The sequence below is a fragment of the Bradyrhizobium sp. WSM471 genome, from assembly GCF_000244915.1.
In the GTDB taxonomy this organism is placed as follows: domain Bacteria; phylum Pseudomonadota; class Alphaproteobacteria; order Rhizobiales; family Xanthobacteraceae; genus Bradyrhizobium.
In genome coordinates this window covers 6,965,725-6,990,925 of the sequence record NZ_CM001442.1, presented here as the reverse complement: position 1 = coordinate 6,990,925, position 25,201 = coordinate 6,965,725, and the positions used below count along the sequence as shown (strand labels likewise).

Genomic DNA, 25,201 nt, shown 5'->3' with positions numbered 1-25,201 from the left:
AGCGAAGCGAAATCCGGGACCGGTGCGTCGATCGCGAAGAAGGAATCCCGGATTGCGCTTCGCTCCATCCGGGCTACATCAGCTACACCGGTATCCGCACGCTCGCCCTTAATCCCCCCATCGGGCTGTCGCCAAGCGTGATGTCGCCGCCATGCGAACGGGCGATGTCGCGGGCGATCGCGAGGCCGAGGCCGGTGCCGCCTTCGTCCTGGTTGCGGGCGTTGTCCAGCCGCAGGAACGGCTTGAAAACCTCTTCGCGCAGATGGGCGGGAATGCCCGGCCCGTCGTCGTCGACCGTCACTGTCAAATAACGGTGATCGCGCTGGCCGGTGATGGCGATGCTCTTGCCATAGCGAGCGGCGTTGGTGACGAGGTTGGCGAGGCAGCGCTTGAACGAGGCCGGCTTCACCGTGACCACGGGCAGTCCGTTGAACGCGACGGTCGCAATGTGGCCGTGGCGCTCGGCGTCGCTGCGCAGCTCCTCGAGCGCCTGCGCCATGTCGGTTGGCTGCGACTGCTCGCCGGAATCGCCGCGGGCAAACGCGAGGTAGTCCTCGAGCATCATCGACATCTCGTCGACGTCCTTGCGCATGCCCTCCATCTCGGGGCTGTCGCCGATCAGCGCCAGCTCGAGCTTGAACCGCGTCAGGATCGTGCGCAGATCGTGGCTGACGCCGGCGAGCATCGCGGTGCGCTGCTCCATCGTCCGCTCGATGCGCGATTTCATTTCGAGGAAGGCGACCGACGCGCGCCGCACCTCGCGCGCGCCGCGCGGGCGGAAATTCGGCGCCTCCCGGCCCTTGCCAAAACTTTCGGCGGCGTCGGCAAGTCGCAGGATCGGCTTGATCTGGTTGCGCAGGAATAGCACCGCGACGATCAGCAGGATCGAGGACGTTCCGACCATCCAGAACAGGAAGATCTCCGAGTTCGAGGCATAGGCGGCGCTGCGCTGCGCGAACACGCGCATCACGGCGTCGTCGAGCTGGATCCGGATCTCGACGAGGTTGGAGCGGCCGACCGTGTCGATCCAGAAGGAGCGCCCGATCTGGCGGCCGAGCTGCACCGACAGCGTCTGGTCGAGCAGCGAGAAGAACGGCTTTGGTCCCGGCGGCGGCATGTCGCCGGCCGGGAGGAAATCGACGACGAGGCCGAGGCGCTGCTGCGCGATGCGGCGGATCTGGTCACGATCCTTGTCTTGCGGATAGCCCTTGTAGACGTCGATCAGCGCGGCGATGTCCTGCACTACGGCGGCCGACAGGCGCCGTGTCACCGTGTTCCAGTGCCGCTCCATGAACACGAAGGCGACGACCGATTGCAGGATCACCATCGGCACGATCATGATCAGCAGCGCACGCGCGTAGAGGCCGGTCGGCATCCAGCCCTTGAACGCGTTGCCCATCCAGCCATTGGCGGCGGAGACGCGGCCGGCGGCGCTCTTCAAAAGCGTCAGGCCGGTATCGATCGTGCTCATCGGTGGCGCTTCACTCTTTATGGCGAGGCTACCAGCCGGTAGCCGATGCCGCGCACGGCCTGGAGGAATAGCGGATTGGCGGGATCGGTCTCGATCTTGCGCCGCAGGCGGTTGATCTGCACGTCGACGGCGCGCTCGTTGACGCTGCCATTGCCGGTCAGCGCGCTGCGCGGCACGGTCTCGCCCGGTGTCTCCGACAGAATCCGCAGCATCTCGCGCTCGCGGTCGGTCAGGTGAATGACGTCTTCGCCCTGGCGCAGTTCACCGCGCTCGAGGTGATAAATGTACGGGCCAAACGCGATCTTCTCCACCGCAGCGGCCTGTGGCGGCGGCGCGGCGCGCTTGAGGATGTTGTTGATGCGCAGCGCAAGCTCGCGCGGCTCGAACGGCTTTGCGACGTAATCGTCGGCGCCGATCTGCAGGCCCTCGATGCGCGCCTCGGCTTCGTGCCGCGCCGTCAGCATCACGATCGGCACTGAGGACGAGGTGCGGATGAAACGGGCGAGATCGAAGCCGGTCTCGCCGGGCATCATGACATCCAGGATCAAGAGGTCGAAGTTCAGGCCCAAAAGCTTGGAACGGGCGTCGCTGGCGCTGGCGGCGGTCGAGACGCGATAGCCTTCGCCGGCAAGGAAGCGCGAGAGCAGATCGCGGATACGGCGGTCGTCGTCGACCAGGAGGAGATGCGGGGCATCGTCGGCGGGACGTGCCGGCGGGCGTGCGAGCGTGGCAGCGAGCGGCACGGTCACTCCTTGTCTTGATTGACGGTGGCAAAGATCGTCTCCAGCACCTTGTCCGGATCGTCGCGGTCGATCATCGCGCGCAGGAAGCGCTTGACGGTCTCGGCATCCTGCGGCGCCATCTCGGCAAGCGCCTTGGTGATGCGCGTGGTCTGGAGGCCGGCGAGCTTCTGCACCAGCGCCTCGCCCTTCGGTGTCGCAAACAGCAGGCGTTGGCGGCGATCATTGTCGCCGGTCTTCTGCACGATATAGCCCTCGTCCAGGAGCTGCTTGAGTACCCGGCCGAGCGATTGCTTGGTGATGCGCAGGACGTCGAGGAGGTCGGCGACCTTGAGGCCGGGATAACGATAGACAAAGTGCATGACGCGGTGATGGGCCCGGCCGAAGCCGAACGCCTCCAGCTCCTGGTCGGGATCGCCGACGAAATCGCGATAGGCGAAGAACAGCAGTTCGATGATATCCCAGCGCAAATTGCCTCCGTCGTCTGCGGCCGGCCGCGGCCCGGCAGCGTCTTGAGAAGGAGTCGCGAAATTTATGTCAGGCATATTGACGTATCTTGGGTTCAATGTTACAAAACGATCAGCCCGTACGAAATTTTAGATCGTTTCGCGTCGGGTGGGGCATCGAAGCACGGCGGCCGCAGTGGGCCGGACAGGCGGAGACGGCCGGAGCAGATCTACCGTGCGATTGTCGAACGGCATTTCGGCAAAACATACTGGACTTCCGTCTTCCGCAAAAGCATGTCCTCGGTGACATGCTGGCCACGGAAACCGGCCGTAACAAGGCTGGCGGCGGTCCGGCCAGAAACCAATCGAGCCAGCCGGGCCCAAATCAGGGCAGGCGGGTGCCACAACGGCGCCGCCACCGGCAGCGGGAGGCAAGGACATGAGCATGAAATTCGACATCCAGCCCGCATCCAATCCGACCCCCGAGAAGGATCGGGTCGCCAAGCTGGTTGACCCCGGTTTCGGGCGGGTCTTCACCGACCACATGGCAGTGGTCCGCTACAACCAGGCCAAGGGCGGCTGGTACGAGGCGCGTGTCGAGGCGCGCACCAATTTCCAGCTCGATCCGGCCGGCGCCGTCCTGCACTACGCCCAGGAAATCTTTGAAGGCCTCAAGGCCTACAAGCGCGATGACGGCGGCGTGAACCTGTTTCGCCCCGACGCCAATGCACGGCGCTTCAAGGACTCGGCCGACCGCATGGCGATGGCGCAGCTCCCTGAAGACGTCTTCATCGAGGCGGTCGAGCAAATCGTGCGCATCGACCGCGCCTGGATGCCCGGCGGCGAAGGCAGCCTCTACCTGCGCCCCTTCATGATCGCGAGCGAAACCTTCCTCGGCGTCAAGCCGTCGTCCGAATACATCTTCGCGGTGATCGCCTCACCGGTCGGCTCCTACTTCAAGGGCGGCCCCGCGCCGGTCTCGATCTGGGTGTCCGAGAATTACACGCGCGCTGCCGTCGGCGGCACCGGCGCCGTCAAATGCGGCGGCAACTATGCCGCAAGCCTGCGCGCCCAGGCCGAAGCGATCCAGCACGGCTGCGACCAGGTCGTGTTCCTCGATGCGATCGAGCGCCGCTATATCGAGGAGCTCGGCGGCATGAACGTGTTCTTCGTGTTCGACGACGGCTCGCTGTCGACGCCGCCGCTCGGCACGATCCTGCCCGGCATCACCCGCGATTCGATCATCGCGCTGGCCAAAGACGCCGGCAAGACCGTGCGCGAGGAGCCGTACTCGCTCGACCAGTGGCGCAAGGATGCGGCAAGCGGCAAGCTGAAGGAAGCGTTTGCCTGCGGCACCGCGGCCGTGATCTCGCCGATCGGCACGGTGCGGTCGGTGAGCGGCGATTTCGAGATCAGCGGCGGCGCCGCGGGCCCCGTTGCCATGGGGCTGCGCAAGCAGCTCGTCGACATCCAGTACGGCCGCACCAACGATCCGCACAACTGGATACGGAAGGTGGATTGAGGCTTCGTGTTCCGGGCAGAGTGCCGGACCCAAGCTCGCTAAACGGAAACGCAGCGCAACTTGCTTGGAAGGAGCTGCGCTGCGTTTGCACGAATGGCGCTGACCTTTAGTTGTTGAATCCATCGGTGCAACTGTGCGACAATGACTAGGACATCAAGCTTCACGTTGCGACATGCCTGCCAATCTCTCTCAGCCAATCAAATGGGCCGTATCCGCTGTCGTCACGGCGGTCGCTCTCTTCGGCATTCTAACATTGAGGCCTGGACCGGCGGTCGAGGTGGCGGACCGGGTCATCAGCGTGGCCGACACCGACGCCGAGATGAATGCCGCGATCGCTCGCGCACGCGCTACCTTGCCTGTCTTCTGGGCTTCCTATGAAGCGCCAAAGCGAACGGAGACGGAGCACGCTCTCAAGGTTCGATTTCCGAGCACCGGGAACGACGAGCACATCTGGATGAGTGAAGTGAAGAAGCTTCCGGGTGGGGAATATGCAGCGCGGTTTGGGGATACGCCGCGAAATCTGCCAGGAAAGCGGTTGGGAGACCTCGCCGCGTTCAAGGATGCCGACATCTCGGACTGGATGTTCATGCGCAACGGCAAGATCGTCGGCGGCGAAACCATCAGGCCGCTGCTGAAATCCATGCCGAAGGCGGATGCCGACGCGCTCCGGGCGCGGATGGAGCAGCCGTAAGGGCCTACCCGGCAGTTGCCGCCTCGCGCGTCGGCTGGTAAATGCCGCGCATGGCCGAAAAACCCAAAAAATCGCCGAAACTGAAGGCGCGCCTGCCGCGCGGGCTCGAGGATCGCGATCCCGCCGCGATCCGGGCCACGCGCGAGATGGTGGAGAATATCCGCGCCGTCTACGAGCTCTACGGATTCGAGCCCGTGGAAACGCCGGCGATGGAATACACCGACGCGCTCGGTAAATTCCTGCCCGACCAGGATCGTCCGAACGAGGGCGTGTTCTCGTTCCAGGACGACGACGAGCAGTGGATCTCGCTGCGTTATGATCTAACCGCGCCGCTCGCGCGCTACGTCGGCGAGCGATACGGGACCGATGGTCTGGTCCTGCCCTATCGCAGCTACCGCGTCGGCTACGTGTTCCGCAACGAGAAGCCCGGCCCCGGCCGCTTCCGTCAGTTCATGCAGTTCGACGCCGACACGGTCGGCTCGGCGACGCCGGCGGCGGACGCGGAGATCTGCATGATGGCCGCGGACACGATGGAGGCGCTCGGCATCGCGCGTGGCTCCTATGTCGTGAAGGTCAACAACCGAAAAGTGCTCGACGGCGTTCTGGAAGCGATCGGGCTCGGCGGCGAAGAGAACGCAGCGCGCAGACTGACCGTGCTGCGTGCCATTGACAAGCTCGACAAATTTCCTGCCGAGGAAGTTCGCAAGCTCCTCGGTCCCGGCAGATGGGATGGCGGCGAAGAGGGCAAGGGCGACTTCACGAAGGGCGCCAACCTGAACGCGTCGGAGGCTGACGTCGTTCTTGCCATCACCAAGCCGCGCGACGATTGGAAAGAGGCCATTGCCGCCGCGGAAACCTATCTCGCCAAGAGCGAAGTCGGTCAGGCCGGCGTGAGCGAGCTGGAAGAGATCGCCAAACTGGTGACGGCGTCGGGGTACGGCGCAGACCGCATCAAGATTGATCCGTCCGTCGTGCGCGGCCTCGAATATTATACCGGCCCCGTCTACGAGGTCGAACTGCTGCTCGACACCAAGGACGAAAAAGGCCGCCCGGTCCGTTTCGGCTCGGTCGGCGGTGGCGGCCGCTATGATGGTCTCGTCTCGCGCTTCCGCGGCGAGCCGGTGCCGGCGACTGGATTTTCCATCGGCGTGTCGCGCCTTCAGGCCGCGCTGACGCTGCTCGGCAAGCTCGACACGAGGCCCGGCTTCGGCCCCGTCGTCGTCACCGTGTTCGACCGCGATCGCGTCGCCGACTACCAGAAGATGGTTGCATCGTTGCGAACCGCAGGCATTCGCGCCGAGCTCTATCTCGGCAATCCCAAGAACATGGGCAACCAACTCAAATATGCCGACCGCCGCAATGCGCCTTGCGTCATCATCCAGGGCTCGGATGAAAAAGCGCGTGGCGAGGTGCAGATCAAGGATCTGATCGAGGGCGCGAAGGCGGCGGCCGCGATCGCTTCCAACCAGGAATGGCGCGAGAGCCGCCCGGCGCAGTTCTCGTGCAGCGAGGCCGACCTCGTCGCCAAAGTGCGCGAGGTGTTGGCGCGCCATGACGTGAGTTGGGGCTAGCCATTCGCTGACGCCGCCATGCCCGGGCTTGTCCCGGGCATCCACGTCCTGTTTGATGACGACCGTCAATGGCCGGTGTTCGGCCCCAAGGGAGAGAAAAATGCCTGAGATCACTGTCAGCATGGCCGTGGGCCGCACCGACGAGCAGAAGGCCGGCATGATGCGCGACATCACCCAGGCGCTGGTGAAGAATCTTGGCGTCGATGCCGACGCCGTTGTCATCCAGATCAACGAAGCCCCGCTCGCCCACAAGATGAAGGGCGGCAAGACGTTCGTGGAGCGCGCGGCGGCTGCGAAGAAGTAGCTACCGCTGCAGCTGCAAGCGCAACTGTCGTCCTGGCCTAGTGCGCAATTGCGCACGGGGGCCAGGACCCATTACCCCAAGCGGCAGTTGTTGCAGCAGGTCGTGGTTTCGGCCGCGCATGACAATGTTCAGTCGGGGTAATGGGTCCTGGATCGGCGCTCGCTTTGCTCGCTTGTCCAGGACGACGGGGGAGGCTCCATGGACGCACGCGACTTCATCAAGGTCGGCATGAGCGCCGAGCGCACGCTGGTGGTGCCGGTGGAGCGCACGGTCGGGCATTTCGTGCCCGGCATGCCGATGGTCTATGCGACGCCGATGATGATTCTGGAAATGGAGATGACGTCGGGCGATGCGATTCGTGCCGCGCTTCAGCCCGGCTGGGTCACCGTCGGCACCGAGGTCGATATCCGCCATCTTGCGGCAGCTTTGGTCGGTGCGACGGTGCGGACCAGCGCGAAGGTTTTCGCGGTCGAGCGCCGCGTCATCCGCTTCGAGGTCGAGGCCTTCGAGGGCTCCCGAAAGCTCGGCGAAGGCCGCCACGCGCGCGGGCTCGTCAATGTCGAGATGTTCAACAAGCGGCTGGGGGCGAGCTAGAAGCCGCTTGCTCTGCCCTCATCCTGAGGAGACCGCGCAGCGGTCGTCTCGAAGGATCGCCCCGGGCGAGAGCGGGGCCTGCATGGTTCGAGACGGCGCTTCGCGCCTCCTCACCATGAGGAGATAGCTTCCTTACTTCGCCAATTCCTTCGACCGCTGCGTCGCCGCCGCGATCGCGCGGATCATCAGATCGCGCAGGCCGGGCTCGCCCATCAGCACGCCGAGCGCTGCGGCCGTGGTGCCGCCGGGCGAGGTGACGTTCTGGCGCAGCGTGCTCGACGGCAGATCCGATTGGTGGAGAAGTTCACCCGAGCCGGCGACGGTTTCGTGCGCGAGTTTTGTCGCCAGCGCCTCGGGCAAGCCGGCCTCGACGCCGGCGCGCGCGAGCTCTTCCGCCAGCAAAAACACATAGGCCGGGCCGGAGCCGGACACCGCGGTCACCGCGTCCATCAGGCTCTCATCGTCGACCCATTCGACCGAGCCGGTGGCCCGTAGCAGCGCATCGGCCACCGCGCGTTGCGGCGCGCTGACGCTGTTCGCGGCGACAGCGACCGTGATGCCGCGACCGATCGCGGCCGGCGTGTTCGGCATCGCGCGCACCACCGCGCCGCCGCAGACCTCCTCGAGCGAGGCGATGGTGGTTCCCGCCATGATCGACACCACCGCGGTCTTGTCGGAGACGAACGGCTTCAGCTTGGCGCCGGCCTCGCGGAACATCTGCGGCTTCACCGCGACCACGAGCGTCTCGACCTGGCCCGCCGTCGTCACATCAGGATTGAGCGCGACGCCCTTGGCGGCAAGTGCGGTGATCTCGGCCGAGATGTGCGGATCGATCACCGCGACCCGGCGCGGATCGAGCCCGCCCGAAAGCCATCCGGTCAACATTGCGCCGCCCATCTTGCCGGCGCCGGCGAGCAGGATGGTGCCGGTGATGTTTTCGAGAGTGCTGTTCGCCATCGCTGTCGCCACCGCCGTCGTCCTGGCCTAGTGCGCAATTGCGCACGGGGGCCCAGGACCCATTACCCCGGCTGGTTCTAGTGGAAGGATGGCAGGGCAACAAGCATCGCGAGCTACACAAAGACCTCGCGGTATGGGTCCTGGCTTTCGCCAGGACGACGGTGGAAGAAAGCCGGGCTCGCTCGCCGCCTCGAGAGTGCGCTTACGCCTCGCCCACCGTATCGAACATCGCCGCGTCCATGGCTTCCGTCGTGGACTTGCCCGCCCACACCACGAACTGGAACGCCGGGAAATAGCGTTCGCAGGCGTGGATGGCGCCGGCGAGCATGGCTTCGCATTGCCCAGTGGAGGCGATGAGCCCGCCCGGTAGCACCAGGGCCTGCCGGTGCATGATCATGCCGGTGGTGGTCCACAGGTCGAAGTGCCCGACCCACAATTGCTCGTTGACCGCGGCGACGAGCCGCTGGACCTCCGATCGCCGCGCAACCGGAATCTTCATGTCGAAGGCGCAGGCCAGATGCAGCGCCTCGATCTCGCCCATCCAGGTGAAGGAGATCTGGTAGTCGGTCCATTGTCCCTTGGAGACAATCGTGAGTTCGTCTTCGCCGGAGCGTTCGAACGGCCAGTTGTTGCTGGCAGCGATATCCTCGACCACCGCGAGCGGATGGTTTTTGGAATCGATGGTGCCTTCGAGCAGGGACATGCCGTCTCGACCTCTTGCCTTTTTGTTGTCTTTGATACGCACGCGGTTGGTCCGGCGCGCGCTCCCTTTAAATTCGTTAAGGCGATCCGTTCGGATCAGCGCGGGCTTGTCGCGGATCAACTGATGTGATTTGCGGAATCTGCGCAACTGGCTGCCGAGTCCGTCCACAAGTCAGGACTCGTTCGTCCACAGCTCATCTCCGCCACAATTATTAACGGGAAGAACAAATCGGAATCGGATTCGATGGCCCGCCAATCGTTAATTCCGTCCCGTGCCCCTGGACCGCCATGGCGGCATGGGACCATGCAGTTTTCCCATGCGGAACCCGCTTGCCGCGGCCCCGAACCGGCGTCATATTTCGGTTTAGGCCGTTCATTCCGGACGGCCGATGTTCTCAGGGCGGGGTGAAAGTCCCCACCGGCGGTAAGGGCCGTAAGGCCCAAGCCCGCGAGCGCCTTCCTCAAAGCCTTGCTGAGGGGAAGGGTCAGCAGATTCGGTGCAACTCCGAAGCCGACGGTTAAAGTCCGGATGAAAGAGAACGGTCGGTGGCAGACGCATCGGAGGATGCGGCTGTTTGTCGTTCCGTGTGCCCTGATTCTGGTCCTTAACTGAGGAAAGCCATGAATCAGATGTTGCAAGATACCCAAGCCGAAACCTCCCAACCAACCCAAACGCCACCGCCGGTTCCACACGAGCCGATGCCCGACCATCCGCGCTTCGCGAAACCGCAGCGGGTGGCCTTCGTGCAGGCCTGCTGGCACCGCGACGTGGTCGAGGAGGCCCGTATCGCCTTCGTGAGGGAGGCGGAAGCACGCCACCTCAATCATGTCGACGTGTTCGAGGTGCCGGGCTCGTTCGAGATCCCGCTGCATGCGCAGATCCTCGCCAAGACACGGCGCTACACCGCGATCGTCGCGGCCGGCCTCGTCGTCGACGGCGGCATCTACCGCCATGAGTTCGTCGCCGACACCGTGATCAAGGCGTTGATGGACGTGCAGCTGCGTACCGAGGTGCCTGTGTTCTCAGCGGTGCTGACGCCGCAGCAATTCCACGAGACCGAGGTGCACTACGATTTCTTCCGCAGGCATTTTGCGATCAAGGGCGTCGAGGTGGCGGCCGCCTGTGCGGAGACATTGCTCGGGCTCGAACGCCTGCGCGGCCAGGTCGCCGCGGGAATCGTGTAACGCGGCGCAACGACCATCCCTCATCCCGAGGGGCGCCAAGCGCGTCTCGAAGGATGAGGGGCGATCGCACCCGTCATCACCCCAATGATACCCCCGCCTTGGCGCGGCTGATCCCGAGCGCCAGGATGCGCTGCAGGAGAGCCGGGTATTTGAGCCCGGCATGTAGAGCCGCCGTGGCGAACTCCTGGCTCTTGGCGATCTCGGGATTGGGATTGGCTTCGATGAAATACGGCGTGCCGTCGGCGGTGAGACGAAAATCGATGCGCGCGTAGCCGTCGAGGCCAAGCACCCGATAGATGCGTTTCGCGGCCCGCTGGATCCTGGCGGTCACTTCCGGCGCCAGATCCTTCGCAGGCCCGTCGACGATGCCGACCTTCTCCTGATAGTCGGTGTCGTGCTTGGCCTTCTCCGTGGCGATGTGCCGTGACGAGCGGCCGCCCATGCTGCCGAATTTCAACTCCCAGACCGGCAGAACGCGTAAGCGGTTGTTGCCGAGCACGCCGACGTAAAGCTCTCGCCCCTCGATGAACTGCTCGGCGATGGCGGCGGATTCAACCCGCTCGTGGATGAAGGCGACCCGCTCCGCCAGCTTCTCGTCGGTATCGACGATCGAGGCTTGCGAGATGCCGAACGAGCCATCCATGTTCAGGCTCTTGACGATCAGCGGCAGCGCAAGACGCGTCGGGCGTTTCACCTTGCGGCGCATCGGGAAGACGGCAAAGGCCGGCGCCGCGATCCGGCGGTGATGCACCAGCGTCTTGGACAAATCCTTGCCGCGGGCCAAGGTCAGGCCGCGCGGATTGCACCCGGTATAAGGGACCTTCATCAGCTCGAGATAGCTCGCGATGTGCTGGTCGAACGCGACGTTGTTGTGGAATTCCTCCAGCAGCGTGAAAACCACGTGCGGCTTGAACTCCTCGATCGCTTCGCGCACCGGCTTGATTTCCTCCTGCGCGCCGAGTGGTCGAACCTCGTGGCCGGCCGCGCGCAAGGTACTCACCACGTCGTACTCGGTTTTCCACGCGTTGATTTCCTGCGCGGTGTGCCCGTCGCTGGAGTCCGGCGGCACGAAGTCCGGATGCATGAGGACCAGAATGCGCAGACGTCTCATAGCGCGATCCATTTTCGTCGAGACGGGCCAAACATCGTGTGCATCGTCTTGGCGGTGACGAGGACGATGAAGTCGAGAACGAGCTTCTGTTCGGGACCGGCGGCGCGCAGATCGAGCTCGCGACAACGAGAGATCATCTCGTCAAGCACGGCATCGAGCGTAAGCTGATTCTCGCCGGTCCATCGGGAGACCAATTGCCTGATCTGGGAGCGGTGGCGCCTGATCAGGGCTGAAGCCGGCTTTGAGCGGTGATGCCGTGGATCGGCCGAAAACAGCCGGGAGAGATCGCGGTCGTAGGTCTTGGGGGGCGTGAAGGCGTAGAACGCCTGCTTCTTCTTGTAGTGCTCTTCGAGCGTCTGGCTGAGCCGACCCAGCGTATCGACACGCTCCCGTGTCGTGATCGGCGGTCGCTTGCCCGCGATCTCGCCCATCAGCTCGTCGACATATTCGAGCTTCTTCAGCGCCGGCCAGCCGGCATATCGCGTCCGCCAGTTCGAGCGCGGCCGCAGCCACACCGCAAAGGTCTCGGCGAAATCCTCGTCCGGATGGCTCTGCGCATACCACAGCCGCAGATGCTGGACGTAACGCCGGCTCGCCGGATTGGGCCGGTAATAGCGCGGATAATGTTTCGACGACGGGCCGAACAGTTGCTGCCAGCGCCGGCGGCGCTGCAACTGGAAGCCGTGCTGTATGGCGTGGCCCGCTTCGTGACGGAGGATGGCCATGCATTCGCGCCAGGTTCCGCCCTCGACGTCGAACATCATCTTCTTCTCGAGCTTTATCAGGCGCGGATGAGCGAGATAGAACGGAATGGCGATGCCGGGAACGCCGCCCGGACTGAACCATTCGCTCGACATCCAGGTGTGCGGCCGCAGCCGGATGCCGCGCTCCTCGAGCTCCTCGTACAGCGTGCTGACGCAGTCCTCGAGCCAGGTGCCTTCGACCGTAACCCTCAGGCTGGAGAGGCGTTGCTTGAGCAACTCGTCATCCGACAGCTTCTCCCAGGCAAATTTCCGGCGTGGCATCGGGCATCCAGAGGGCAGAGATGACTCGGGATTCGGATGATGTCATGGGCGCTCGTTGGCAACAACCCGCGCCTTGCGCGTGAGGGAGCCGTAGGGTGGGTTAGGCGCAGCCGTAACCCACCTCTTACTTTCCGCGGGGGCAGAAGTGGTGGGTTACGCCGAGCGGTCTGCGCTTCGCGCAGTCCGCAGGGCTAACCCACCCTACGAGGTCAGCGTGCTTAGTCGAACAGGCTCGACACCGACTCTTCCGCGGCGGTGCGCGCGATCGCGTCCGAGATCAGGCTGGCGATCGGCAGCGTGCGGATGTTCGGGGCCTTGCTCACGGCATCCGTCGGCAGGATCGAGTCGGTGATCACCAGCTCCTTCAGCCTGGAGTTCGTGATTCGGGCCGCCGCGCCGCCGGAGAGCACGCCGTGGGTGATGTAGGCGTAGACGTCCTTGGCGCCCTTGGCGATCAGCGCGTCGGCGGCGTTCACCAGCGTGCCGCCGGAGTCCACGATGTCGTCGATCAGGATGCAGGTGTAACCGGCGACGTCGCCGATCACGTTCATGACCTCGGATTCACCCGCCCTCTCGCGGCGCTTGTCGACGATCGCGAGCGGGGTGTTGATGCGCTTGGCGAGACCGCGTGCGCGCGCCACGCCGCCGACGTCGGGCGAGATCACCATCGTCCTGGAGAGATCGAACTTGTCCTTGATGTCGCGCACCATCAGCGGTGCCGCGTAGAGGTTGTCGGTCGGGATATCGAAGAAGCCCTGGATCTGGCCGGCATGCAGGTCGAGCGTCATGACGCGGTCGACGCCGGCCTGCGTGATCAGATTGGCGACGAGTTTTGCCGAGATCGGCGTGCGCGAACCCGATTTGCGGTCCTGCCGGGCGTAGCCGAAATAGGGCAGCACCGCGGTGATGCGGCGCGCCGAGGAGCGGCGCAGTGCGTCGGTGATGATCAGCAATTCCATCAGATGGTCGTTCGCCGGGAACGAGGTCGACTGGATGACGAACGCATCCGAGCCGCGCACGTTCTCCTGGATCTCGACGAAGATCTCCATGTCGGCGAAGCGCCGTACCACCGCCTTGGTCAGCGGCAGGTCGAGACCCTGCGCGATGGCCTGCGCGAGAGCCGGATTGGAGTTGCCGGCGACGAGCTTGATGGAGCCGTTCTTGGCCGACATGGACGCTTCCTCCCGCGCTTTGCTGGACACGATGTTCAACATCAAACAATACCCACTGGAAGCACGGTTACGACGGGCGAGGAAATATCAGGCCGGAGGCTGCAATGGCAACCCGGGACGCTACGTTTTCCCTGCGAAATCCCGAGTCCGGCCAACGGTTTGGCCGGAAGTTGGGGCCGTGGTTTCGCGGGGGTTATCGCTCGGCATAGCCCAGCGCCGAGGCCGGCATCTCGGCCGCCGGAGCCTCCGGTATCACGCTCGCCACGGCCGGCCCGCGCAAGCCAGGAGCCGAGTTCGGCGCATCCGGCGTGCCGTTGATCATGTTGGAAAGTCCGCTGAATCCGGCCTGGGCGATCTTGCGCAGCACGAGGTCGTCGGCAGCGCTCCAAGGGTCTCGGCCGCCCTTGGCCGCCGTCGGTTCCTCGCCGGAAAGGCGCAGCGCCCGCTGCTGGTTGGCGTCGTAGACGTCCCAGACCCAGGCGATCACGGTCTTGCCGCGCACGATCTGGGCGGAGAGGTAGCTGCGCACGCGGTAGGCAGCCGTCCCCTCGCGGGAGACCACGGACAGGCTGCGCAGCTTGGATTCGCTGTCGAGCACGCCGACCATGCGGTCGAACACTTGCGGCGGCGGTCCGTCGATCGATTCGAACGCGACCGTCGCCCCGGAGCCGGCGCTCGGCGCCATCGCATAGGAGTTCGCGGCACCACCGCCACCGGCACAGCCGCCAAGCGCGGCCGCAGCCGTCAGCAGCATGACCGCCAGCACGCGCGAACCCGCGCGGCGCAAGATGAATGACGCATCCCTCATTATGGAGGGCAGCGATATCGTTAAAACGCATTAACGTCTAGGGTGGGGGCGCCACAGCCCACTGTCATCGCGCGCAGGCATCGCCCCGGAATGATACGGGTTGCCCTTGTGTTCACGCTTCGAGCGCGATTGCGTGAACGTGGCGGCCGTAATCCGGCTCCTTGCGATGCACCGAGCGGCGGTAGCTGAAGAAGCGTTCGTCGGCATAGGTGTCCAGACCGAGATCGTCGATCATCAGGATGCCCGCGGCTTCCAGGCGCTTCCGGATGAAGCCGGCGAGATCGAACATCGCGTGTCCATCGCGCACCGATGGGATGAAGAACATGGCGTTGTCCGCATCCGCCTCGATGAAGCGCGCCACGAACTCGTTGCCGACTTCATAACTGTCCTGGCGGATCAGCGGGCCGATCGCGGCGATGATGCGGCTCCGCGAGGCGCCCAGCTTTTCCATCGCCGAGATCGTCGACTCGAGCACGCCGGTGAGCGCGCCCTTCCAGCCGGCATGCGCGCCCCCGATCACGCCCGCGTCGGGATCGACGAACAGCACCGGCCCGCAATCGGCGGTGGAGACGCCGAGCGCGACGCCGGGCACCTTCGTCACCAGCGCATCGCCCTTCGGCCGCGGCCCGCTCGGCCAAGGCGTCTCGGCTATGAGGACGTCCGGCGAGTGGATCTGGTGCAGGCTGAGAAAGCGTTCCGGTGCGACGCCGACATGCTCGGCCATGCGGCGGCGATTCTCCGCGACAAGGGCTTGATCGTCGTTGGAGCCGAGCCCGCCGTTCAGCGCGGAATAGATGCCGCCCGAGACGCCGCCCTCGCGGGTGAAGAAGGCGTGGCGCAGGCCGGGCACCGCCGACAGCAGCGAGGAGGCAAGCGTCATGAACCGTCTCCGGCGCGTTCGAGATCGCTGAGGCCGGCAAGGCCCGTCAACCGCGGCTCGGAGATGCCGAGCACCTTGAACATCGAACCCATGCCGCTGCGCCCGGTTTCGGTCAGGCGCTTGAGCGCGATCGAAATGTCGGTGGCGACGTCAGGCGCTGCCTTCTGCATCAAGGCGGCTGCACGGGTCTCGATGCCGACGCGCTTGAGGAAATCACCCTGCGTCACCGGCCCGTGCACGCGGGCACCGACGTCCTCCGCCCCGCGCGCGAGCGCCTGGAAGTCGACATGGGCTGTGACGTCGGCCTGGCCCGGCGCCTTCAGGGGATCGGTGAAGGTATGGCGCGCGATCGCCTGGAAGGTGTCGCCGGCATCGCTGCGCAGATGGCCGTAATCGATGATCAGCGCCGCGCCGTCCTGGTCGCGCACGCGGCTGGCGAGCTTCATGATCTCCGCATCGGGCCGCCATTCGAACACGGCACCGACGGGCGCGGCGCGCACCAGAGGCGGCAGCAGCACCTCGAAGCGCGGCGTCGGCTCCGCCGCCGCGCCGAATTGAAGTTTTCCGTTGGCGTCGACCTCGATCACGCGCTCGTGCCAGCCGTTCTCGTGACGGACCATCTGGTGGATCGGCAGCACGTCGAAATATTCGTTGGCGAGGATGATGCTCGGTCCCTCAGGCACGTCGTCGATGCTGTCGTGCCAGGCGATGTTGCGCACGCCCGACAGCGTCGCACTCTGCCGTTCGCGCAGGACCGGATTGACCTCGACCATGTGGATGTGGAGCGCCTGGTAGAGCGGCGGCAGCACGCGGAGCGCCCGCAGCGCATCGGCCATCATGGTGCCGCGGCCGGGGCCGAGCTCGATCAGCCGCAGGAATTGCGGTGCCCCCATCTGCTTCCACACCGAGGCGGTCCACAGGCCCAAGAGCTCGCCGAACATCTGGCTGACCTCGGGCGCTGTGGTGAAATCGCCTTCTCGTCCCAACGGATCGCGCGAGACGTAATAGCCGTAGCGGGGATGCATCAGGCACAGTTCCATGTACCGCCAGACCGGCATGGGGCCTGAGGATTTGATCAGCGCCTTGATCTCGTCGAGTAACGGCTGGTCGGTCACGGCCTATCTTCTCAAAAGGAATTAACGAATAGCCCCTGCGGGCTCAGGCGAACCGCGCCTGACTGCCAATACAATAAGTATGCCGCCCACAATAAGCATCGGGATCGACAACAGCATGCCCATGGTTAATCCGCCCCAGAGGAAGCCGAGCTGGACGTCCGGTTCGCGGAAATGCTCGCCGGCGATCCGGCTCAATCCATAGATCAGGATAAAGGCGCCGAGGATCATGCCCGGCCGCTTCAGGGCACCGAAGCGGATCATGACCGCGAGGACCGCAAACAGCAAAATGCCCTCCATGCCGGCCTCGTAGAGCTGACTCGGATGGCGCGGCAGCTGGGTGGGATCGTTGGGGAAGATCATCGCCCAGGGCAGCTCCGGGTCGGCGGCGCGGCCCCACAATTCGCCATTGATGAAATTGGCGATGCGGCCGAGCAGCAATCCGACCGGGGCGACGGCGGTGGTGATGTCGCCGAGCGACAGGATCGAGATGCGGTTGCGATAGGCGAACCACATCACCGCGACGACGCAGCCGAGGAAGCCGCCGTGGAAGGACATGCCGCCTTCCCACAGCCTGAGGATCGCAGCGGGATGGTCGATGAAGAAGGGCAGATTGTAGAACAGCACATAGCCGGTGCGACCGCCGAGGATGATGCCAAGCGTGACCCACAGGATGAAGTCGTCGATCTGGACCAGCGACATCGGTGCCGGGCCGCCCCACAGCCGCTCTTTCTTCAGGAGCGAGCGCGCATAGAGCCAGCCGAACACGATGCCGCAGATATAGGCCAGCGCATACCAGCGGATCGCGAACGGACCGATCTCGATCGCGATCGGCTTGAAGGCGGGAAAGTCGATGAGAAGAAGTTGCATCGCGCCTTCTATGACTAGACGAGATTGCGGCGATAGAGCGCCAGCAGACGCTCCCAATGCCGCTCGGCGGCGTCGCGATCATAGACCGGACGCTTGGGGAAGGCGAAGCCGTGATGGGTGCCGGGATAGATTTCGACTTCGGCTTTGGCGCCGCTCATGCCCTGCTTCACCTTCTCGATGATCTCGGCGGGCGCGTAGATGTCGGTCTCGGCGCAGGCGAAGTAGAGCTCGGCCTTGGTCTTGGCCGCCGCGAGATGCGGGCTGTCGTCCTGGTCGGTTGCGAGCTGCGTGCCGTAGACCGAAGCGGCGGCCTTGACGCGATCGGGGAAATGCGTGGCGGCGTTGACGGCGTAGCGGCCGCTCATGCAGTAGCCGACGGTGCCGACCAGCTTGGTGTTCGCGGCCGCCTGGCCCTCGGCATAGGTGAGCAGTGCCCGCGTGTCGTCCATGATCATGGGGATCGTGAGCGATCCCATCAGCGCGAACATGCGCTTGCGCTCCGGCGCGTTCGGATCGGCCGGAAGCGCGCCGAGCTCCATCACCCCGGAGCGGTAATAGAGGTTCGGCAGCATCACGTAATAGCCTGATGTCGCGAGCCGGCGCGCCATGTCGCGCAGCTCTTCGCGGATCGCCGGCGCGTCCATGTAGAACAGGACGACCGGAAACGGCCCGCCGCGCTCGGGATGGCTGATGAAGGTTGCGGTGTGGCCGTCCTTGGTGGGGATCGCGATCTGCTGGTCGATCATCTCGAGCGCCTTTTGTGATTCTTCTTATGCAGGGACGTTGAATACGATTGCAAGGAAACCGGGGCATGACAAGGATACCGCCGATCGGCTCTTGAACCGGCCCAAACGGATTGCCATTGTCTTCCCGCGCGTTCGCGCAGAGTTCATCGAAAGCCGCCAGGAGACCGACATGACCCAGACCAACAACCGGTTTTTCGACGAGATCGGCCGCCTGATGAACGATGCCGCCGGTGCCGCGCAGGGTGTCAAGCGCGAGTTCGACACGGTGATGCGCACCCAGGCCGAAAAATTCCTGCGCGACATGGACCTGGTCAAGCGCGAGGAGTTCGAGGCGGTCAAGGACATGGCGCGCCTGGCGCGTGAGGAGAACGAGGCTCTGAAGGCGCGCATCGCGGCGCTGGAGGCCAAGCTCGGCGGGTAGCTCGGCCGGCTCCATCCGGGCGATCGGGTTCCGCCCGGTAGCCCATTCTCCTTGTCATTTCCGCGTCTTCCGGGTAAAAGCCCGCCACGTCCGCAGCCCCCGCACCCCTGGAGGCTTGCTGCGGCGTATGCCATGGGCCGCGTTGCGGCCCATTAACTTTTGCAAAAACAAGGACTTAACGTTATGGCGACCGTCAAGGAATTGAAGGCGACCGCACGTCCGAAGAGCGGCAAGGGGGCCGCCCGGGCTGAGCGTCGCGCCGGGAGAGTGCCCGGAGTGATCTACGGCAACAACCAGCCCCCGCTGACCATCTCGGTTGACGATCGCGAACTGCGCTCGCGCATCCTCGCCGGCCGGTTCCTGACCACGCTGGTCGATATCGATCTCGAGGGCAACAAGCACCGCGTGATTCCGCGCGACTACCACCTCGATCCGGTCAAGGATTTCCCGATCCACGTCGACTTCATGCGGCTCGGCGAAGGCGCCACCATCCGCATCAGCGTTCCCTTGCACGTGGTGAAGGCTGAAGGTTCGCCCGGCGTGAAGCGCGGCGGCGCCGTCAACATCGTTGCGCATGCGATCGAGCTCGAGTGCGGCGTGGAGAACATCCCGCAGTTCATCGAGGCTGACGTCGGTTCGCTCGAAATCGGCCACTCGCTGCATCTCTCCGACATCAAGCTGCCGGCCGGCGTGAAGGCGCTGACCGCCGAGGACGCGACCCTCGTCACCATCGTGCCGCCGTCCGGCTACGCCGAAGAGCTGAAGGCCGCGGCTGCTGCTCCGGCTGCGGGTGCTGCTGCTCCGGCGGCTGGTGCCGCTCCGGCTGCTGGTGCTGCTGCTCCGGCAGCGGCTGCCAAGGCCCCGGCTGCCAAGGCTCCCGCCGGCGGCGACAAGAAGAAGTAATCTCTCAAAGCTGGCGCGCGGTCCCTGACCGCGCGCCGAGCGAGGGGCGCGCCGCGTCATGCGACTCTTTGTTGGGCTCGGCAATCCCGGCCCGAAATTCGCACGTAACCGGCACAATGTCGGCTTCATGGCCGTCGACGAGATCGCGCGGCGTCATGGGTTTGCGCCCTGGCGCCGCAGGTTTCAGGGCGAGACCTCGGAAGGCACGCTCGGCACCGAGCGCGTGATCCTGCTCAAGCCGATGACCTACATGAACGAGTCCGGCCGCAGCGTTCAGGAAGCGGCAAGCTTCTTCAAGATCGCGCCGGGCGACGTCACCGTATTCCATGACGAACTCGAACTGCCGCCGGGCAAGGTGCGGGTGAAGATCGGCGGCGGCATCGCCGGCCACAACGGCCTGCGTTCGATCTCCGCCCATATCGGCAACGAGTACCGCCGGGTGCGGCTCGGCATCGGTCATCCCGGCGTCAAGGAGTTGGTGCACGGCCACGTGCTGTCGGACTTCGCCAAAGCGGACAACGACTGGGTGGCGACGCTCTGCGACGCGGTGGCCGAGCACGCGGCACTGGTTGCCAAAGGCACGGACGCGACCTTCGCCAACAGGGTGCACCTCGCCATGCAGGCGAAGGGATTTTTGACCAAGGACGACAACGGCAAGGAATAACGCTCGTGGGATTTAAATGCGGGATCGTCGGGTTGCCCAATGTCGGCAAATCGACCTTGTTCAACGCGCTGACCGAGACGGCCGCGGCGCAGGCGGCGAACTATCCGTTCTGCACGATCGAGCCGAATGTCGGCGAGGTCGCGGTGCCGGATCCGCGGCTCGATAAGCTCGCAGCGATCGCCAAGTCGGGCCAGATCATCCCGACCCGGCTGACCTTCGTGGACATCGCCGGCCTCGTGCGCGGTGCGTCCAAGGGTGAAGGCCTCGGCAACCAGTTCCTCGCCAACATCCGCGAGGTCGACGCCATCGCGCATGTCGTGCGCTGCTTCGAGGATTCCGACATCACCCATGTCGAGGGCAAGATCGCCCCGCTCGCCGACATCGAGACCATCGAGACCGAGCTGATGCTCGCGGATCTCGACAGTCTCGAGAAGCGCGTCGACAATTTGTCCAAGAAGGCCAAGGGCAACGACAAGGACGCCAAGGAGCAGCTCGACCTCGTCAATCGCACCCTGGTGCTGCTGCGCGAGGGCAAGCCCGCGCGCCTCGTCGAGCGCAAGGCGGAGGAGGAGCGTGCCTTCGGGATGCTCGGCCTGCTGTCGTCCAAGCCCGTGCTCTACGTCTGCAACGTCGAGGAAGGCTCGGCCGCGACTGGCAATTCGTTCTCGAAGGCGGTGCAGGACCAGGCCGCCAAGGAAGGCGCCATTGCCGTCGTCATCTCGGCAAAAATCGAATCCGAGATCGCCACCATCTCACGTGACGAACGCGCCGACTTCCTGGAGACGCTGGGTCTCGAAGAGGCCGGCCTCGATCGCCTGATCCGCGCCGGCTACACGCTGCTCGACCTCATCACCTATTTCACGGTGGGCCCGAAGGAAGCGCGCGCCTGGACCATCTATCGCGGCACCAAGGCGCCCGGCGCGGCCGGTGTGATCCACACCGACTTCGAGAAGGGCTTTATCCGCGCCGAGACCATCGCGTATGAGGACTACGTCGCGCTCGGCGGCGAAGCCGGCGCCCGCGATGCCGGCAAGCTCCGCCTCGAAGGCAAGGAATACGTCGTCGCCGACGGCGACGTGATGCATTTCAGGTTCAATACGTAAGCTGACGTTGTCATTCCGGGGCGCGCGAAGCGCGAGCCCGGAATCCATTCATCCACTTGTCCTGAGGCTCGATGGATTCCGCGCTCGCCTCTGCGAGGCGCCCCGGAATGACGGGCCTCACCGCACCCCGCCGCCCTGATCCCTGATCGCGCCGAGATGCTCGTTGATGCGGAAGATGATCAGGATCAACTCGGCGATGATACGCGAGAACACGATCCCGACGACGACGCTCGCGATCGACGACAGCAGCATCAGGAATCCGCCGAACGGGCTGATCGCCATCATCGCGAGGCCGGAGAAGATGCCGGAGAGGCCGAACAGGCAGATCAGCGCGATCACCAGCCAGTAGAAGGTCTTGATGATCGTCGGCGTGATAAAGCGGTCCCATTGAAACAGGTCGCTGAATGAAAACATTGCTCTCCCCAGGGCAATTCAGGTGTTGTCGGGTCTTGCAAATGGATCGTGGCCCCTGATCGATCCGACTCAAGACCGACGCCGGCGCGCCGAATGTAGCACGAGCCATGCGGGCCGGCGGGTTGAGATTGCCGCAAAGTGCGGCCACAATCTGTCATTCCCTCAAACCTTTCCCAAGATGACCCTGACCTTCGAAGATTTCCCGCCCGGCCGGTTCGGAACATTCGGCCCGCGCCATGTCACCCGCGACGAGATCGTGGCCTTTGCCGCCGAGTTCGATCCGCAGCCGATGCACCTCGACGAGGAGGCCGCCGGCAAAAGCATGCTGCGCGGCCTGTCCGGCTCGGGCTGGCATCTCTGCTCGCTGATGATGCGGATGATGGCCGACGGTTTCATCACCCGCGCCGCTTCGCTGGGATCTCCCGGCGTCGATGAAGTGCGCTGGCTGTCGCCGCTCAGACCCGGCGACGACCTCCTGCTCGACGTTGACGTCGTTGAGGCCCGCACCTCGAAGAGCCGCCCGGAGCTCGGCATCGTCAAGTTCAAATGCACCGTGCGTAACGCCGGGGGTGATGCGCTGTGCGAGATGACGTCGCCGATCCTGATCAAGCGGCGCGAGGGGGCGGTCTGATGCCGTTTTTCGAGGAGATCGAGATTGGGCATCGCCGCGAGATCGGCGCCTATACGTTCACGGCCGACTCGATCAAGACATTCGCCGCAAAATTCGATCCGCAGCGCTTTCACCTCGACGAGGAGGAGGGCAAGAACTCGCTGTTTGGCGGGCTCGCGGCCTCGGGCTGGCATGTCGGCTCGGCCTGCATGAGCCTGCTTGTCGCCGACGGCCAGCGCCTGGCGCGGGAAGCCGCTTCGCGCGGCGAGGAGGTCGCGGTGTGGGGCCCGTCGCCGGGCTTTCGCGACCTGCGCTGGATCAGGCCCGTGCTCGCCGGCGACATCGTCACCTACGTGAACGTCGTCATCGACAAGCGCAGCTCCGCCTCGCGACCCGGCTGGGGCATCCTGACCGCGCGCACCACCGGCACCAACCAGCGCGGCGAGGACGTCTACGCCATCACCGCCAGTGCCTTCGTGCCGATGCGTGTGAACGTCGGTTAGATTCGTTCTAGGATGAACGGCAAAAACAGCGTGCGAGTGTTGCTTCCGCGCTATGGACGCGATTCCGGGCGGCTGCCATAAGCCTGCGCAACATGGTTTTCCCGCGAAGCAGTTGGCGGAACCATCGAGTTGCTAACCAATTATGAACCTGTCGCTGTCTATTTGAACGAACTGGGCAGAGTACAGGGGACGAGGACCATGGCAGACCGCGGCGCACTCAAGCTGGTCGGATTCATCTTTGCTACCGCGACGCTGGCCGTGATGCTGGTCGCCGGCATGGTGGTGAAGGGCTATGCCGACGGCGCCTACACCCTGGAAGCCTCGACCGTGGAAGCCACCCGGTAAGACTTCGTTAACTCCGCACGGCCGCAACGCGGCCTCCGCCCTCAGCGGCTATAGACGAACGCCAATATCGCGATCGCAACCGCCAGCAATCCGACAAAACGCAGCATGATCGTGCCGAACTGGTTCGGCGCGGGCCGCAGCGGTATCGGGTCGGTGGTGTCGGGCCGAATGCTTTCCATGAACTGTCCCCGGGCCCGCCGCGATGGCAGGAGCGCTTGGCGTTAGTCGCCGGGGGGATGCGGGAAGTTCAAAGGGGTGACCTTCACCTCGCCCCGCTTGCGGGGAGAGGTCGGATCGCACAGCGATCCGGGTGAGGGGGACTCTCCGCGAGTCCATCTGTCACCGAATTTTCTGAAGCAGCCCCTCACCCCAACCCTCTCCCCGTAAGAACGGGGCGAGGGAGAGCACACACACCAGAATCAAAACCGCCGCGCTCCTTGCGGAACGCGGCGGTTGGTGATGCGGGATCCAGCGATCAGCTGTTGCGCAGGCCGTCGGCGGCGCGCTTCCACTGCGAGACGTTGTCCGCGATCATGCGGGTCGACTTCATCGCGGCCTGGCTGAGCTGGGCGTAGCCGGAGATCTCGCGCTGGACGCGCTGGCCTTCGGCGTGGAGCAGGTCGCGCAGGCTCTCGAGCTCGGAGATCAAGTTCTCGATCTCGGCGAGCGAGGTGCCGGCGACGCGCTGGATCAGCGAGTTGACGTTGGTGACGGTGGCCTCCGCGCTCGGATCGAGCGGCGGCGCGTCGGTGGCGGTCGCTGCCGGACGGCGCAGATAGGCGATGTCGTTACGGACGAAGTCACGGATGCCGGCTTCGACTTCCGTCACGGCGGCGAGGTTGGTGTCGATGGTCTCGGTCTCGGTGCCTTCGGTCTTTTCCGGGCGCATGGCGTTCATCGTTATTCCCCTGTTCGCGTTGAGCGCAGCGCGAGTGTCCCCCGCACGACGACGTCAGTCTGGGACTAGGGCGTCGGATTTTGGCCGCAACTTGGCCGAGGTGCGGCAAGGGCGGTCCATTCGGGGGCTTTGCCGTGGCGTATGGTTACGGAAGTCTGAACGCCGCCGCGCTGAACTTTCTAGTTCCTCATGGTGAGGAGCGCGAAGCGCGTCTCGAACCATGCAGGCCCGGCTCTCGCAGGGGGCCTCGATCCTTCGAGACGCGCTCCGTTGGAGCGCTCCTCAGGATGAGGGGAGAGAGTGCACCTACCAGCTCTTCTTGAAACCCGCCGTCAGGCTCTTGTTGATCGCCCCTTGCGAGGTTTCGCCGACCGAGCCGGAGACGGTGACGTTGTCGAAGAGCTTTTGCTCGGCGCCGACCTTGCGCAGCCATTTGTCGTCGGTGGTCGACAGCGACTGGCCCGCGGTGATGCTGGTGCCGGTGTCGGTGAGAGTGACCTTGGCCGACTGGTCGGTCTCGTAATTGCGCGTGATGTGACCGCCGACGCCGGGGAGCGCCGTGGTGCCCTGCTGGTTGACGCTGTAGCCGTTCTGCAGCGTCAGCGACGTGTCGCCCGACAGCGGCACCGACTTGATCAGTGAGGCCCCGAGTTTGCTCTGCTCGGCGCCGGGATCGACGCGGGCCTCCACCGCGGTCTTGTCCCAGATCGCGCCTGCGCCCGGCGCGGTCGCGGCCGCCCAGGCGCTGCCGGACGACTGAGGCACGCTGCCGCCATTGGTCGCCTTCTGCGCCAGGAGCTCCGACATCGTCCGCGGCTCGCTCGTCACCGTCATGTCGGCGCCGATGCGGGCGTCCCAGAATGAGGATACCGACTGCTTCACAGTCACCGCCGAGGAGCCGTTGGCGTTGGCGTTCGTCGTCCAGTTCAGCCCGTCCTTGGCGGCGGCCTGCGCACGCTTCTTGGCGGCGACGATGTCGTTGAGCGTGCCGGCGTCGATCGCGAGCTGCCCCCAGTCGAGCTTGTCGACGTCGATGCCACGGAGCACGTCGGGGTCGTTGACATCAGCGGCCTCCGCCGTTTCGGCGTCCTCGTCGGGCACCGCGGCCGGGCCGGGGGAGAAGGGCGGAATGATCTGCGCCGAAACCGTCAGCACCGATCCCAGGATGAAAGCGGCCGCCAGCATCGGCAGCCTGGTCCAGCCAAACCCTGTCGCGAATTCCATCGTCCTGCCCGTCAGCCCAGTTCCCGCCGAGGATGCGGAACCATCGTTGCGAAATTGTGGCGGTTCCATCGAACGCGAACCAACGGGCCGCGCGAAAGGCGCGCGCCCGATGACGAGCTTCTCCACGATTGCATCCGGCGGGGCTGGAGGCCAGGACGCGTCGCGGGGAGCATCAGCCTTCGGTCCCGAAGTGCGGGGCCCGTTGGTGT

Annotated in this window: 30 protein-coding genes and 1 riboswitch; of the genes, 13 read left to right on the top strand and 17 right to left on the bottom strand. The window is 64.9% G+C overall.

What is annotated here, in order from left to right:
* Positions 1-82 precede the first annotated feature (82 nt).
* From BRA471DRAFT_RS31875 to BRA471DRAFT_RS31865, 3 genes are read right to left on the bottom strand one after another with little or no spacing between them, the layout of a single operon-like run.
* The gene (locus tag BRA471DRAFT_RS31875) at positions 83-1,471 is read right to left on the bottom strand and encodes an ATP-binding protein (RefSeq protein ID WP_007614856.1); all 1,389 of its coding nucleotides are present in this window, start codon (positions 1,469-1,471) and stop codon (positions 83-85) included.
* Between the two features lie 17 nt (positions 1,472-1,488).
* Positions 1,489-2,220 carry a response regulator gene (locus BRA471DRAFT_RS31870; RefSeq protein ID WP_035974455.1) on the bottom strand — a complete coding sequence of 244 codons (732 nt, stop codon included), beginning with the start codon at positions 2,218-2,220 and terminating at the stop codon, positions 1,489-1,491.
* Positions 2,217-2,756: a MarR family winged helix-turn-helix transcriptional regulator gene (locus BRA471DRAFT_RS31865; RefSeq protein WP_007596846.1), complete on the bottom strand. Its 540-nt coding sequence runs from the start codon at positions 2,754-2,756 to the stop codon at positions 2,217-2,219. The genes BRA471DRAFT_RS31870 and BRA471DRAFT_RS31865 overlap by 4 nt, the downstream gene beginning before the upstream one ends.
* Positions 2,757-3,096: 340 nt before the next feature.
* On the opposite strand from BRA471DRAFT_RS31865, the gene BRA471DRAFT_RS31860 reads away from it, so the two are divergent.
* The 5 genes from BRA471DRAFT_RS31860 (at position 3,097) to BRA471DRAFT_RS31840 (ending at position 7,339) form a co-directional block, all read left to right on the top strand.
* The gene (locus BRA471DRAFT_RS31860) at positions 3,097-4,179 is read left to right on the top strand and encodes a branched-chain amino acid aminotransferase (protein ID WP_007614854.1); all 1,083 of its coding nucleotides are present in this window, start codon (positions 3,097-3,099) and stop codon (positions 4,177-4,179) included.
* A 172-nt stretch (positions 4,180-4,351) separates the two neighbouring features.
* Positions 4,352-4,870, top strand: coding sequence for a YegJ family protein (locus tag BRA471DRAFT_RS31855; protein WP_007614853.1), 519 nt, complete (start codon positions 4,352-4,354; stop codon positions 4,868-4,870).
* Positions 4,871-4,920: 50 nt separating this feature from the next.
* Entirely contained in the window at positions 4,921-6,441 is a 1,521-nt protein-coding gene (gene hisS, locus BRA471DRAFT_RS31850) for a histidine--tRNA ligase (protein WP_088931437.1), read from the top strand.
* A 55-nt stretch (positions 6,442-6,496) separates the two neighbouring features.
* Complete coding sequence (locus tag BRA471DRAFT_RS31845; RefSeq protein WP_088931232.1) at positions 6,497-6,745, top strand: tautomerase family protein; 249 nt, start codon at positions 6,497-6,499, stop codon at positions 6,743-6,745.
* A 198-nt stretch (positions 6,746-6,943) separates the two neighbouring features.
* The gene (locus BRA471DRAFT_RS31840) at positions 6,944-7,339 is read left to right on the top strand and encodes a thioesterase family protein (protein ID WP_007614848.1); all 396 of its coding nucleotides are present in this window, start codon (positions 6,944-6,946) and stop codon (positions 7,337-7,339) included.
* Between the two features lie 132 nt (positions 7,340-7,471).
* On the opposite strand, the gene proC is transcribed toward BRA471DRAFT_RS31840, so the two are convergent.
* Positions 7,472-8,296: a pyrroline-5-carboxylate reductase gene (gene proC / locus BRA471DRAFT_RS31835; RefSeq protein ID WP_007614847.1), complete on the bottom strand. Its 825-nt coding sequence runs from the start codon at positions 8,294-8,296 to the stop codon at positions 7,472-7,474.
* Between the two features lie 202 nt (positions 8,297-8,498).
* On the bottom strand, positions 8,499-8,999 hold the full coding sequence (locus BRA471DRAFT_RS31830) for a YbjN domain-containing protein (protein ID WP_007614845.1): 501 nt from the start codon (positions 8,997-8,999) through the stop codon (positions 8,499-8,501).
* A 386-nt stretch (positions 9,000-9,385) separates the two neighbouring features.
* Positions 9,386-9,543: riboswitch (FMN riboswitch) on the top strand.
* A gap of 76 nt (positions 9,544-9,619) precedes the next feature.
* Here BRA471DRAFT_RS31830 and BRA471DRAFT_RS31825 point away from each other — a divergent pair.
* On the top strand, positions 9,620-10,183 hold the full coding sequence (locus tag BRA471DRAFT_RS31825) for a 6,7-dimethyl-8-ribityllumazine synthase (protein ID WP_007614843.1): 564 nt from the start codon (positions 9,620-9,622) through the stop codon (positions 10,181-10,183).
* A gap of 76 nt (positions 10,184-10,259) precedes the next feature.
* Here the strand turns inward: BRA471DRAFT_RS31825 and BRA471DRAFT_RS31820 are convergent, their stop codons facing one another.
* The 8 genes from BRA471DRAFT_RS31820 to BRA471DRAFT_RS31785 all read right to left on the bottom strand — a co-directional run bounded on the left by BRA471DRAFT_RS31820 (position 10,260) and on the right by BRA471DRAFT_RS31785 (position 17,907).
* The gene (locus BRA471DRAFT_RS31820; protein ID WP_007614841.1) at positions 10,260-11,294 is read right to left on the bottom strand and encodes an ATP-grasp domain-containing protein; all 1,035 of its coding nucleotides are present in this window, start codon (positions 11,292-11,294) and stop codon (positions 10,260-10,262) included.
* Positions 11,291-12,319, bottom strand: coding sequence for a putative zinc-binding metallopeptidase (locus tag BRA471DRAFT_RS31815; protein ID WP_007614839.1), 1,029 nt, complete (start codon positions 12,317-12,319; stop codon positions 11,291-11,293). The genes BRA471DRAFT_RS31820 and BRA471DRAFT_RS31815 overlap by 4 nt, the downstream gene beginning before the upstream one ends.
* Positions 12,320-12,537: 218 nt before the next feature.
* A complete protein-coding gene (locus BRA471DRAFT_RS31810; protein ID WP_007614838.1) occupies positions 12,538-13,491 on the bottom strand; it encodes a ribose-phosphate pyrophosphokinase in 954 nt (317 codons plus the stop codon).
* Between the two features lie 193 nt (positions 13,492-13,684).
* Entirely contained in the window at positions 13,685-14,299 is a 615-nt protein-coding gene (locus BRA471DRAFT_RS31805; RefSeq protein WP_007614837.1) for a hypothetical protein, read from the bottom strand.
* A 112-nt stretch (positions 14,300-14,411) separates the two neighbouring features.
* Positions 14,412-15,179 carry a peptidoglycan editing factor PgeF gene (gene pgeF, locus BRA471DRAFT_RS31800; RefSeq protein ID WP_007614836.1) on the bottom strand — a complete coding sequence of 256 codons (768 nt, stop codon included), beginning with the start codon at positions 15,177-15,179 and terminating at the stop codon, positions 14,412-14,414.
* On the bottom strand, positions 15,176-16,294 hold the full coding sequence (locus BRA471DRAFT_RS31795; RefSeq protein ID WP_007614835.1) for a class I SAM-dependent methyltransferase: 1,119 nt from the start codon (positions 16,292-16,294) through the stop codon (positions 15,176-15,178). The genes pgeF and BRA471DRAFT_RS31795 overlap by 4 nt, the downstream gene beginning before the upstream one ends.
* A 21-nt stretch (positions 16,295-16,315) precedes the next feature.
* A complete protein-coding gene (gene lgt / locus BRA471DRAFT_RS31790; protein ID WP_007614834.1) occupies positions 16,316-17,161 on the bottom strand; it encodes a prolipoprotein diacylglyceryl transferase in 846 nt (281 codons plus the stop codon).
* A gap of 14 nt (positions 17,162-17,175) precedes the next feature.
* The gene (locus BRA471DRAFT_RS31785) at positions 17,176-17,907 is read right to left on the bottom strand and encodes a dienelactone hydrolase family protein (protein ID WP_007614833.1); all 732 of its coding nucleotides are present in this window, start codon (positions 17,905-17,907) and stop codon (positions 17,176-17,178) included.
* 169 nt (positions 17,908-18,076) lie between these two features.
* On the opposite strand from BRA471DRAFT_RS31785, the gene BRA471DRAFT_RS31780 reads away from it, so the two are divergent.
* From BRA471DRAFT_RS31780 to ychF, 4 genes are all read left to right on the top strand, one after another.
* Entirely contained in the window at positions 18,077-18,328 is a 252-nt protein-coding gene (locus BRA471DRAFT_RS31780; protein ID WP_007596812.1) for an accessory factor UbiK family protein, read from the top strand.
* A 183-nt stretch (positions 18,329-18,511) separates the two neighbouring features.
* Positions 18,512-19,231, top strand: coding sequence for a 50S ribosomal protein L25/general stress protein Ctc (locus tag BRA471DRAFT_RS31775; RefSeq protein ID WP_007614832.1), 720 nt, complete (start codon positions 18,512-18,514; stop codon positions 19,229-19,231).
* 58 nt (positions 19,232-19,289) lie between these two features.
* A complete protein-coding gene (gene pth / locus BRA471DRAFT_RS31770) occupies positions 19,290-19,895 on the top strand; it encodes an aminoacyl-tRNA hydrolase (protein WP_007614831.1) in 606 nt (201 codons plus the stop codon).
* Positions 19,896-19,900: 5 nt separating this feature from the next.
* Positions 19,901-20,998: a redox-regulated ATPase YchF gene (gene ychF, locus BRA471DRAFT_RS31765; RefSeq protein WP_007614830.1), complete on the top strand. Its 1,098-nt coding sequence runs from the start codon at positions 19,901-19,903 to the stop codon at positions 20,996-20,998.
* A 117-nt stretch (positions 20,999-21,115) separates the two neighbouring features.
* On the opposite strand, the gene BRA471DRAFT_RS31760 is transcribed toward ychF, so the two are convergent.
* Positions 21,116-21,412 carry a DUF4282 domain-containing protein gene (locus BRA471DRAFT_RS31760; RefSeq protein WP_007596805.1) on the bottom strand — a complete coding sequence of 99 codons (297 nt, stop codon included), beginning with the start codon at positions 21,410-21,412 and terminating at the stop codon, positions 21,116-21,118.
* 178 nt (positions 21,413-21,590) lie between these two features.
* On the opposite strand from BRA471DRAFT_RS31760, the gene BRA471DRAFT_RS31755 reads away from it, so the two are divergent.
* The 3 genes from BRA471DRAFT_RS31755 (at position 21,591) to BRA471DRAFT_RS39185 (ending at position 22,870) form a co-directional block, all read left to right on the top strand.
* Entirely contained in the window at positions 21,591-22,043 is a 453-nt protein-coding gene (locus tag BRA471DRAFT_RS31755) for a MaoC family dehydratase (RefSeq protein ID WP_007614829.1), read from the top strand.
* Positions 22,043-22,525, top strand: a complete 483-nt coding sequence (locus BRA471DRAFT_RS31750; protein WP_007614828.1) for a MaoC family dehydratase — start codon at positions 22,043-22,045, stop codon at positions 22,523-22,525. The genes BRA471DRAFT_RS31755 and BRA471DRAFT_RS31750 overlap by 1 nt, the downstream gene beginning before the upstream one ends.
* Before the next feature lie 198 nt (positions 22,526-22,723).
* Positions 22,724-22,870 carry a hypothetical protein gene (locus BRA471DRAFT_RS39185; RefSeq protein ID WP_007614826.1) on the top strand — a complete coding sequence of 49 codons (147 nt, stop codon included), beginning with the start codon at positions 22,724-22,726 and terminating at the stop codon, positions 22,868-22,870.
* A 41-nt stretch (positions 22,871-22,911) separates the two neighbouring features.
* On the opposite strand, the gene BRA471DRAFT_RS39180 is transcribed toward BRA471DRAFT_RS39185, so the two are convergent.
* The 3 genes from BRA471DRAFT_RS39180 to BRA471DRAFT_RS31735 all read right to left on the bottom strand — a co-directional run bounded on the left by BRA471DRAFT_RS39180 (position 22,912) and on the right by BRA471DRAFT_RS31735 (position 24,992).
* Positions 22,912-23,049, bottom strand: coding sequence for a hypothetical protein (locus BRA471DRAFT_RS39180; RefSeq protein ID WP_007614812.1), 138 nt, complete (start codon positions 23,047-23,049; stop codon positions 22,912-22,914).
* A 296-nt stretch (positions 23,050-23,345) separates the two neighbouring features.
* Complete coding sequence (locus BRA471DRAFT_RS31740) at positions 23,346-23,768, bottom strand: hypothetical protein (protein ID WP_007614810.1); 423 nt, start codon at positions 23,766-23,768, stop codon at positions 23,346-23,348.
* Between the two features lie 306 nt (positions 23,769-24,074).
* Positions 24,075-24,992 carry a hypothetical protein gene (locus tag BRA471DRAFT_RS31735; protein ID WP_198287844.1) on the bottom strand — a complete coding sequence of 306 codons (918 nt, stop codon included), beginning with the start codon at positions 24,990-24,992 and terminating at the stop codon, positions 24,075-24,077.
* Positions 24,993-25,201 lie beyond the last annotated feature (209 nt).

What these genes read in the sequence shown, in the direction of transcription:
- BRA471DRAFT_RS31875 (WP_007614856.1), bottom strand. Translation starts at nt 1,471, where the DNA reads ATGAGCACGATCGATACCGGCCTGACGCTTTTGAAGAGCGCCGCCGGC.
- BRA471DRAFT_RS31865 (WP_007596846.1), bottom strand. Translation starts at nt 2,756, where the DNA reads ATGCCTGACATAAATTTCGCGACTCCTTCTCAAGACGCTGCCGGGCCG.
- BRA471DRAFT_RS31860 (WP_007614854.1), top strand. Translation starts at nt 3,097, where the DNA reads ATGAGCATGAAATTCGACATCCAGCCCGCATCCAATCCGACCCCCGAG.
- BRA471DRAFT_RS31855 (WP_007614853.1), top strand. Translation starts at nt 4,352, where the DNA reads ATGCCTGCCAATCTCTCTCAGCCAATCAAATGGGCCGTATCCGCTGTC.
- hisS (WP_088931437.1), top strand. Translation starts at nt 4,921, where the DNA reads ATGGCCGAAAAACCCAAAAAATCGCCGAAACTGAAGGCGCGCCTGCCG.
- BRA471DRAFT_RS31845 (WP_088931232.1), top strand. Translation starts at nt 6,497, where the DNA reads ATGACGACCGTCAATGGCCGGTGTTCGGCCCCAAGGGAGAGAAAAATG.
- BRA471DRAFT_RS31840 (WP_007614848.1), top strand. Translation starts at nt 6,944, where the DNA reads ATGGACGCACGCGACTTCATCAAGGTCGGCATGAGCGCCGAGCGCACG.
- proC (WP_007614847.1), bottom strand. Translation starts at nt 8,296, where the DNA reads ATGGCGAACAGCACTCTCGAAAACATCACCGGCACCATCCTGCTCGCC.
- BRA471DRAFT_RS31830 (WP_007614845.1), bottom strand. Translation starts at nt 8,999, where the DNA reads ATGTCCCTGCTCGAAGGCACCATCGATTCCAAAAACCATCCGCTCGCG.
- BRA471DRAFT_RS31825 (WP_007614843.1), top strand. Translation starts at nt 9,620, where the DNA reads ATGAATCAGATGTTGCAAGATACCCAAGCCGAAACCTCCCAACCAACC.
- BRA471DRAFT_RS31820 (WP_007614841.1), bottom strand. Translation starts at nt 11,294, where the DNA reads ATGAGACGTCTGCGCATTCTGGTCCTCATGCATCCGGACTTCGTGCCG.
- BRA471DRAFT_RS31815 (WP_007614839.1), bottom strand. Translation starts at nt 12,319, where the DNA reads ATGCCACGCCGGAAATTTGCCTGGGAGAAGCTGTCGGATGACGAGTTG.
- BRA471DRAFT_RS31810 (WP_007614838.1), bottom strand. Translation starts at nt 13,491, where the DNA reads ATGTCGGCCAAGAACGGCTCCATCAAGCTCGTCGCCGGCAACTCCAAT.
- BRA471DRAFT_RS31805 (WP_007614837.1), bottom strand. Translation starts at nt 14,299, where the DNA reads ATGAGGGATGCGTCATTCATCTTGCGCCGCGCGGGTTCGCGCGTGCTG.
- pgeF (WP_007614836.1), bottom strand. Translation starts at nt 15,179, where the DNA reads ATGACGCTTGCCTCCTCGCTGCTGTCGGCGGTGCCCGGCCTGCGCCAC.
- lgt (WP_007614834.1), bottom strand. Translation starts at nt 17,161, where the DNA reads ATGCAACTTCTTCTCATCGACTTTCCCGCCTTCAAGCCGATCGCGATC.
- BRA471DRAFT_RS31785 (WP_007614833.1), bottom strand. Translation starts at nt 17,907, where the DNA reads ATGATCGACCAGCAGATCGCGATCCCCACCAAGGACGGCCACACCGCA.
- BRA471DRAFT_RS31780 (WP_007596812.1), top strand. Translation starts at nt 18,077, where the DNA reads ATGACCCAGACCAACAACCGGTTTTTCGACGAGATCGGCCGCCTGATG.
- BRA471DRAFT_RS31775 (WP_007614832.1), top strand. Translation starts at nt 18,512, where the DNA reads ATGGCGACCGTCAAGGAATTGAAGGCGACCGCACGTCCGAAGAGCGGC.
- pth (WP_007614831.1), top strand. Translation starts at nt 19,290, where the DNA reads ATGCGACTCTTTGTTGGGCTCGGCAATCCCGGCCCGAAATTCGCACGT.
- BRA471DRAFT_RS31760 (WP_007596805.1), bottom strand. Translation starts at nt 21,412, where the DNA reads ATGTTTTCATTCAGCGACCTGTTTCAATGGGACCGCTTTATCACGCCG.
- BRA471DRAFT_RS31755 (WP_007614829.1), top strand. Translation starts at nt 21,591, where the DNA reads ATGACCCTGACCTTCGAAGATTTCCCGCCCGGCCGGTTCGGAACATTC.
- BRA471DRAFT_RS31750 (WP_007614828.1), top strand. Translation starts at nt 22,043, where the DNA reads ATGCCGTTTTTCGAGGAGATCGAGATTGGGCATCGCCGCGAGATCGGC.
- BRA471DRAFT_RS39185 (WP_007614826.1), top strand. Translation starts at nt 22,724, where the DNA reads ATGGCAGACCGCGGCGCACTCAAGCTGGTCGGATTCATCTTTGCTACC.
- BRA471DRAFT_RS39180 (WP_007614812.1), bottom strand. Translation starts at nt 23,049, where the DNA reads ATGGAAAGCATTCGGCCCGACACCACCGACCCGATACCGCTGCGGCCC.
- BRA471DRAFT_RS31740 (WP_007614810.1), bottom strand. Translation starts at nt 23,768, where the DNA reads ATGAACGCCATGCGCCCGGAAAAGACCGAAGGCACCGAGACCGAGACC.
- BRA471DRAFT_RS31735 (WP_198287844.1), bottom strand. Translation starts at nt 24,992, where the DNA reads ATGGAATTCGCGACAGGGTTTGGCTGGACCAGGCTGCCGATGCTGGCG.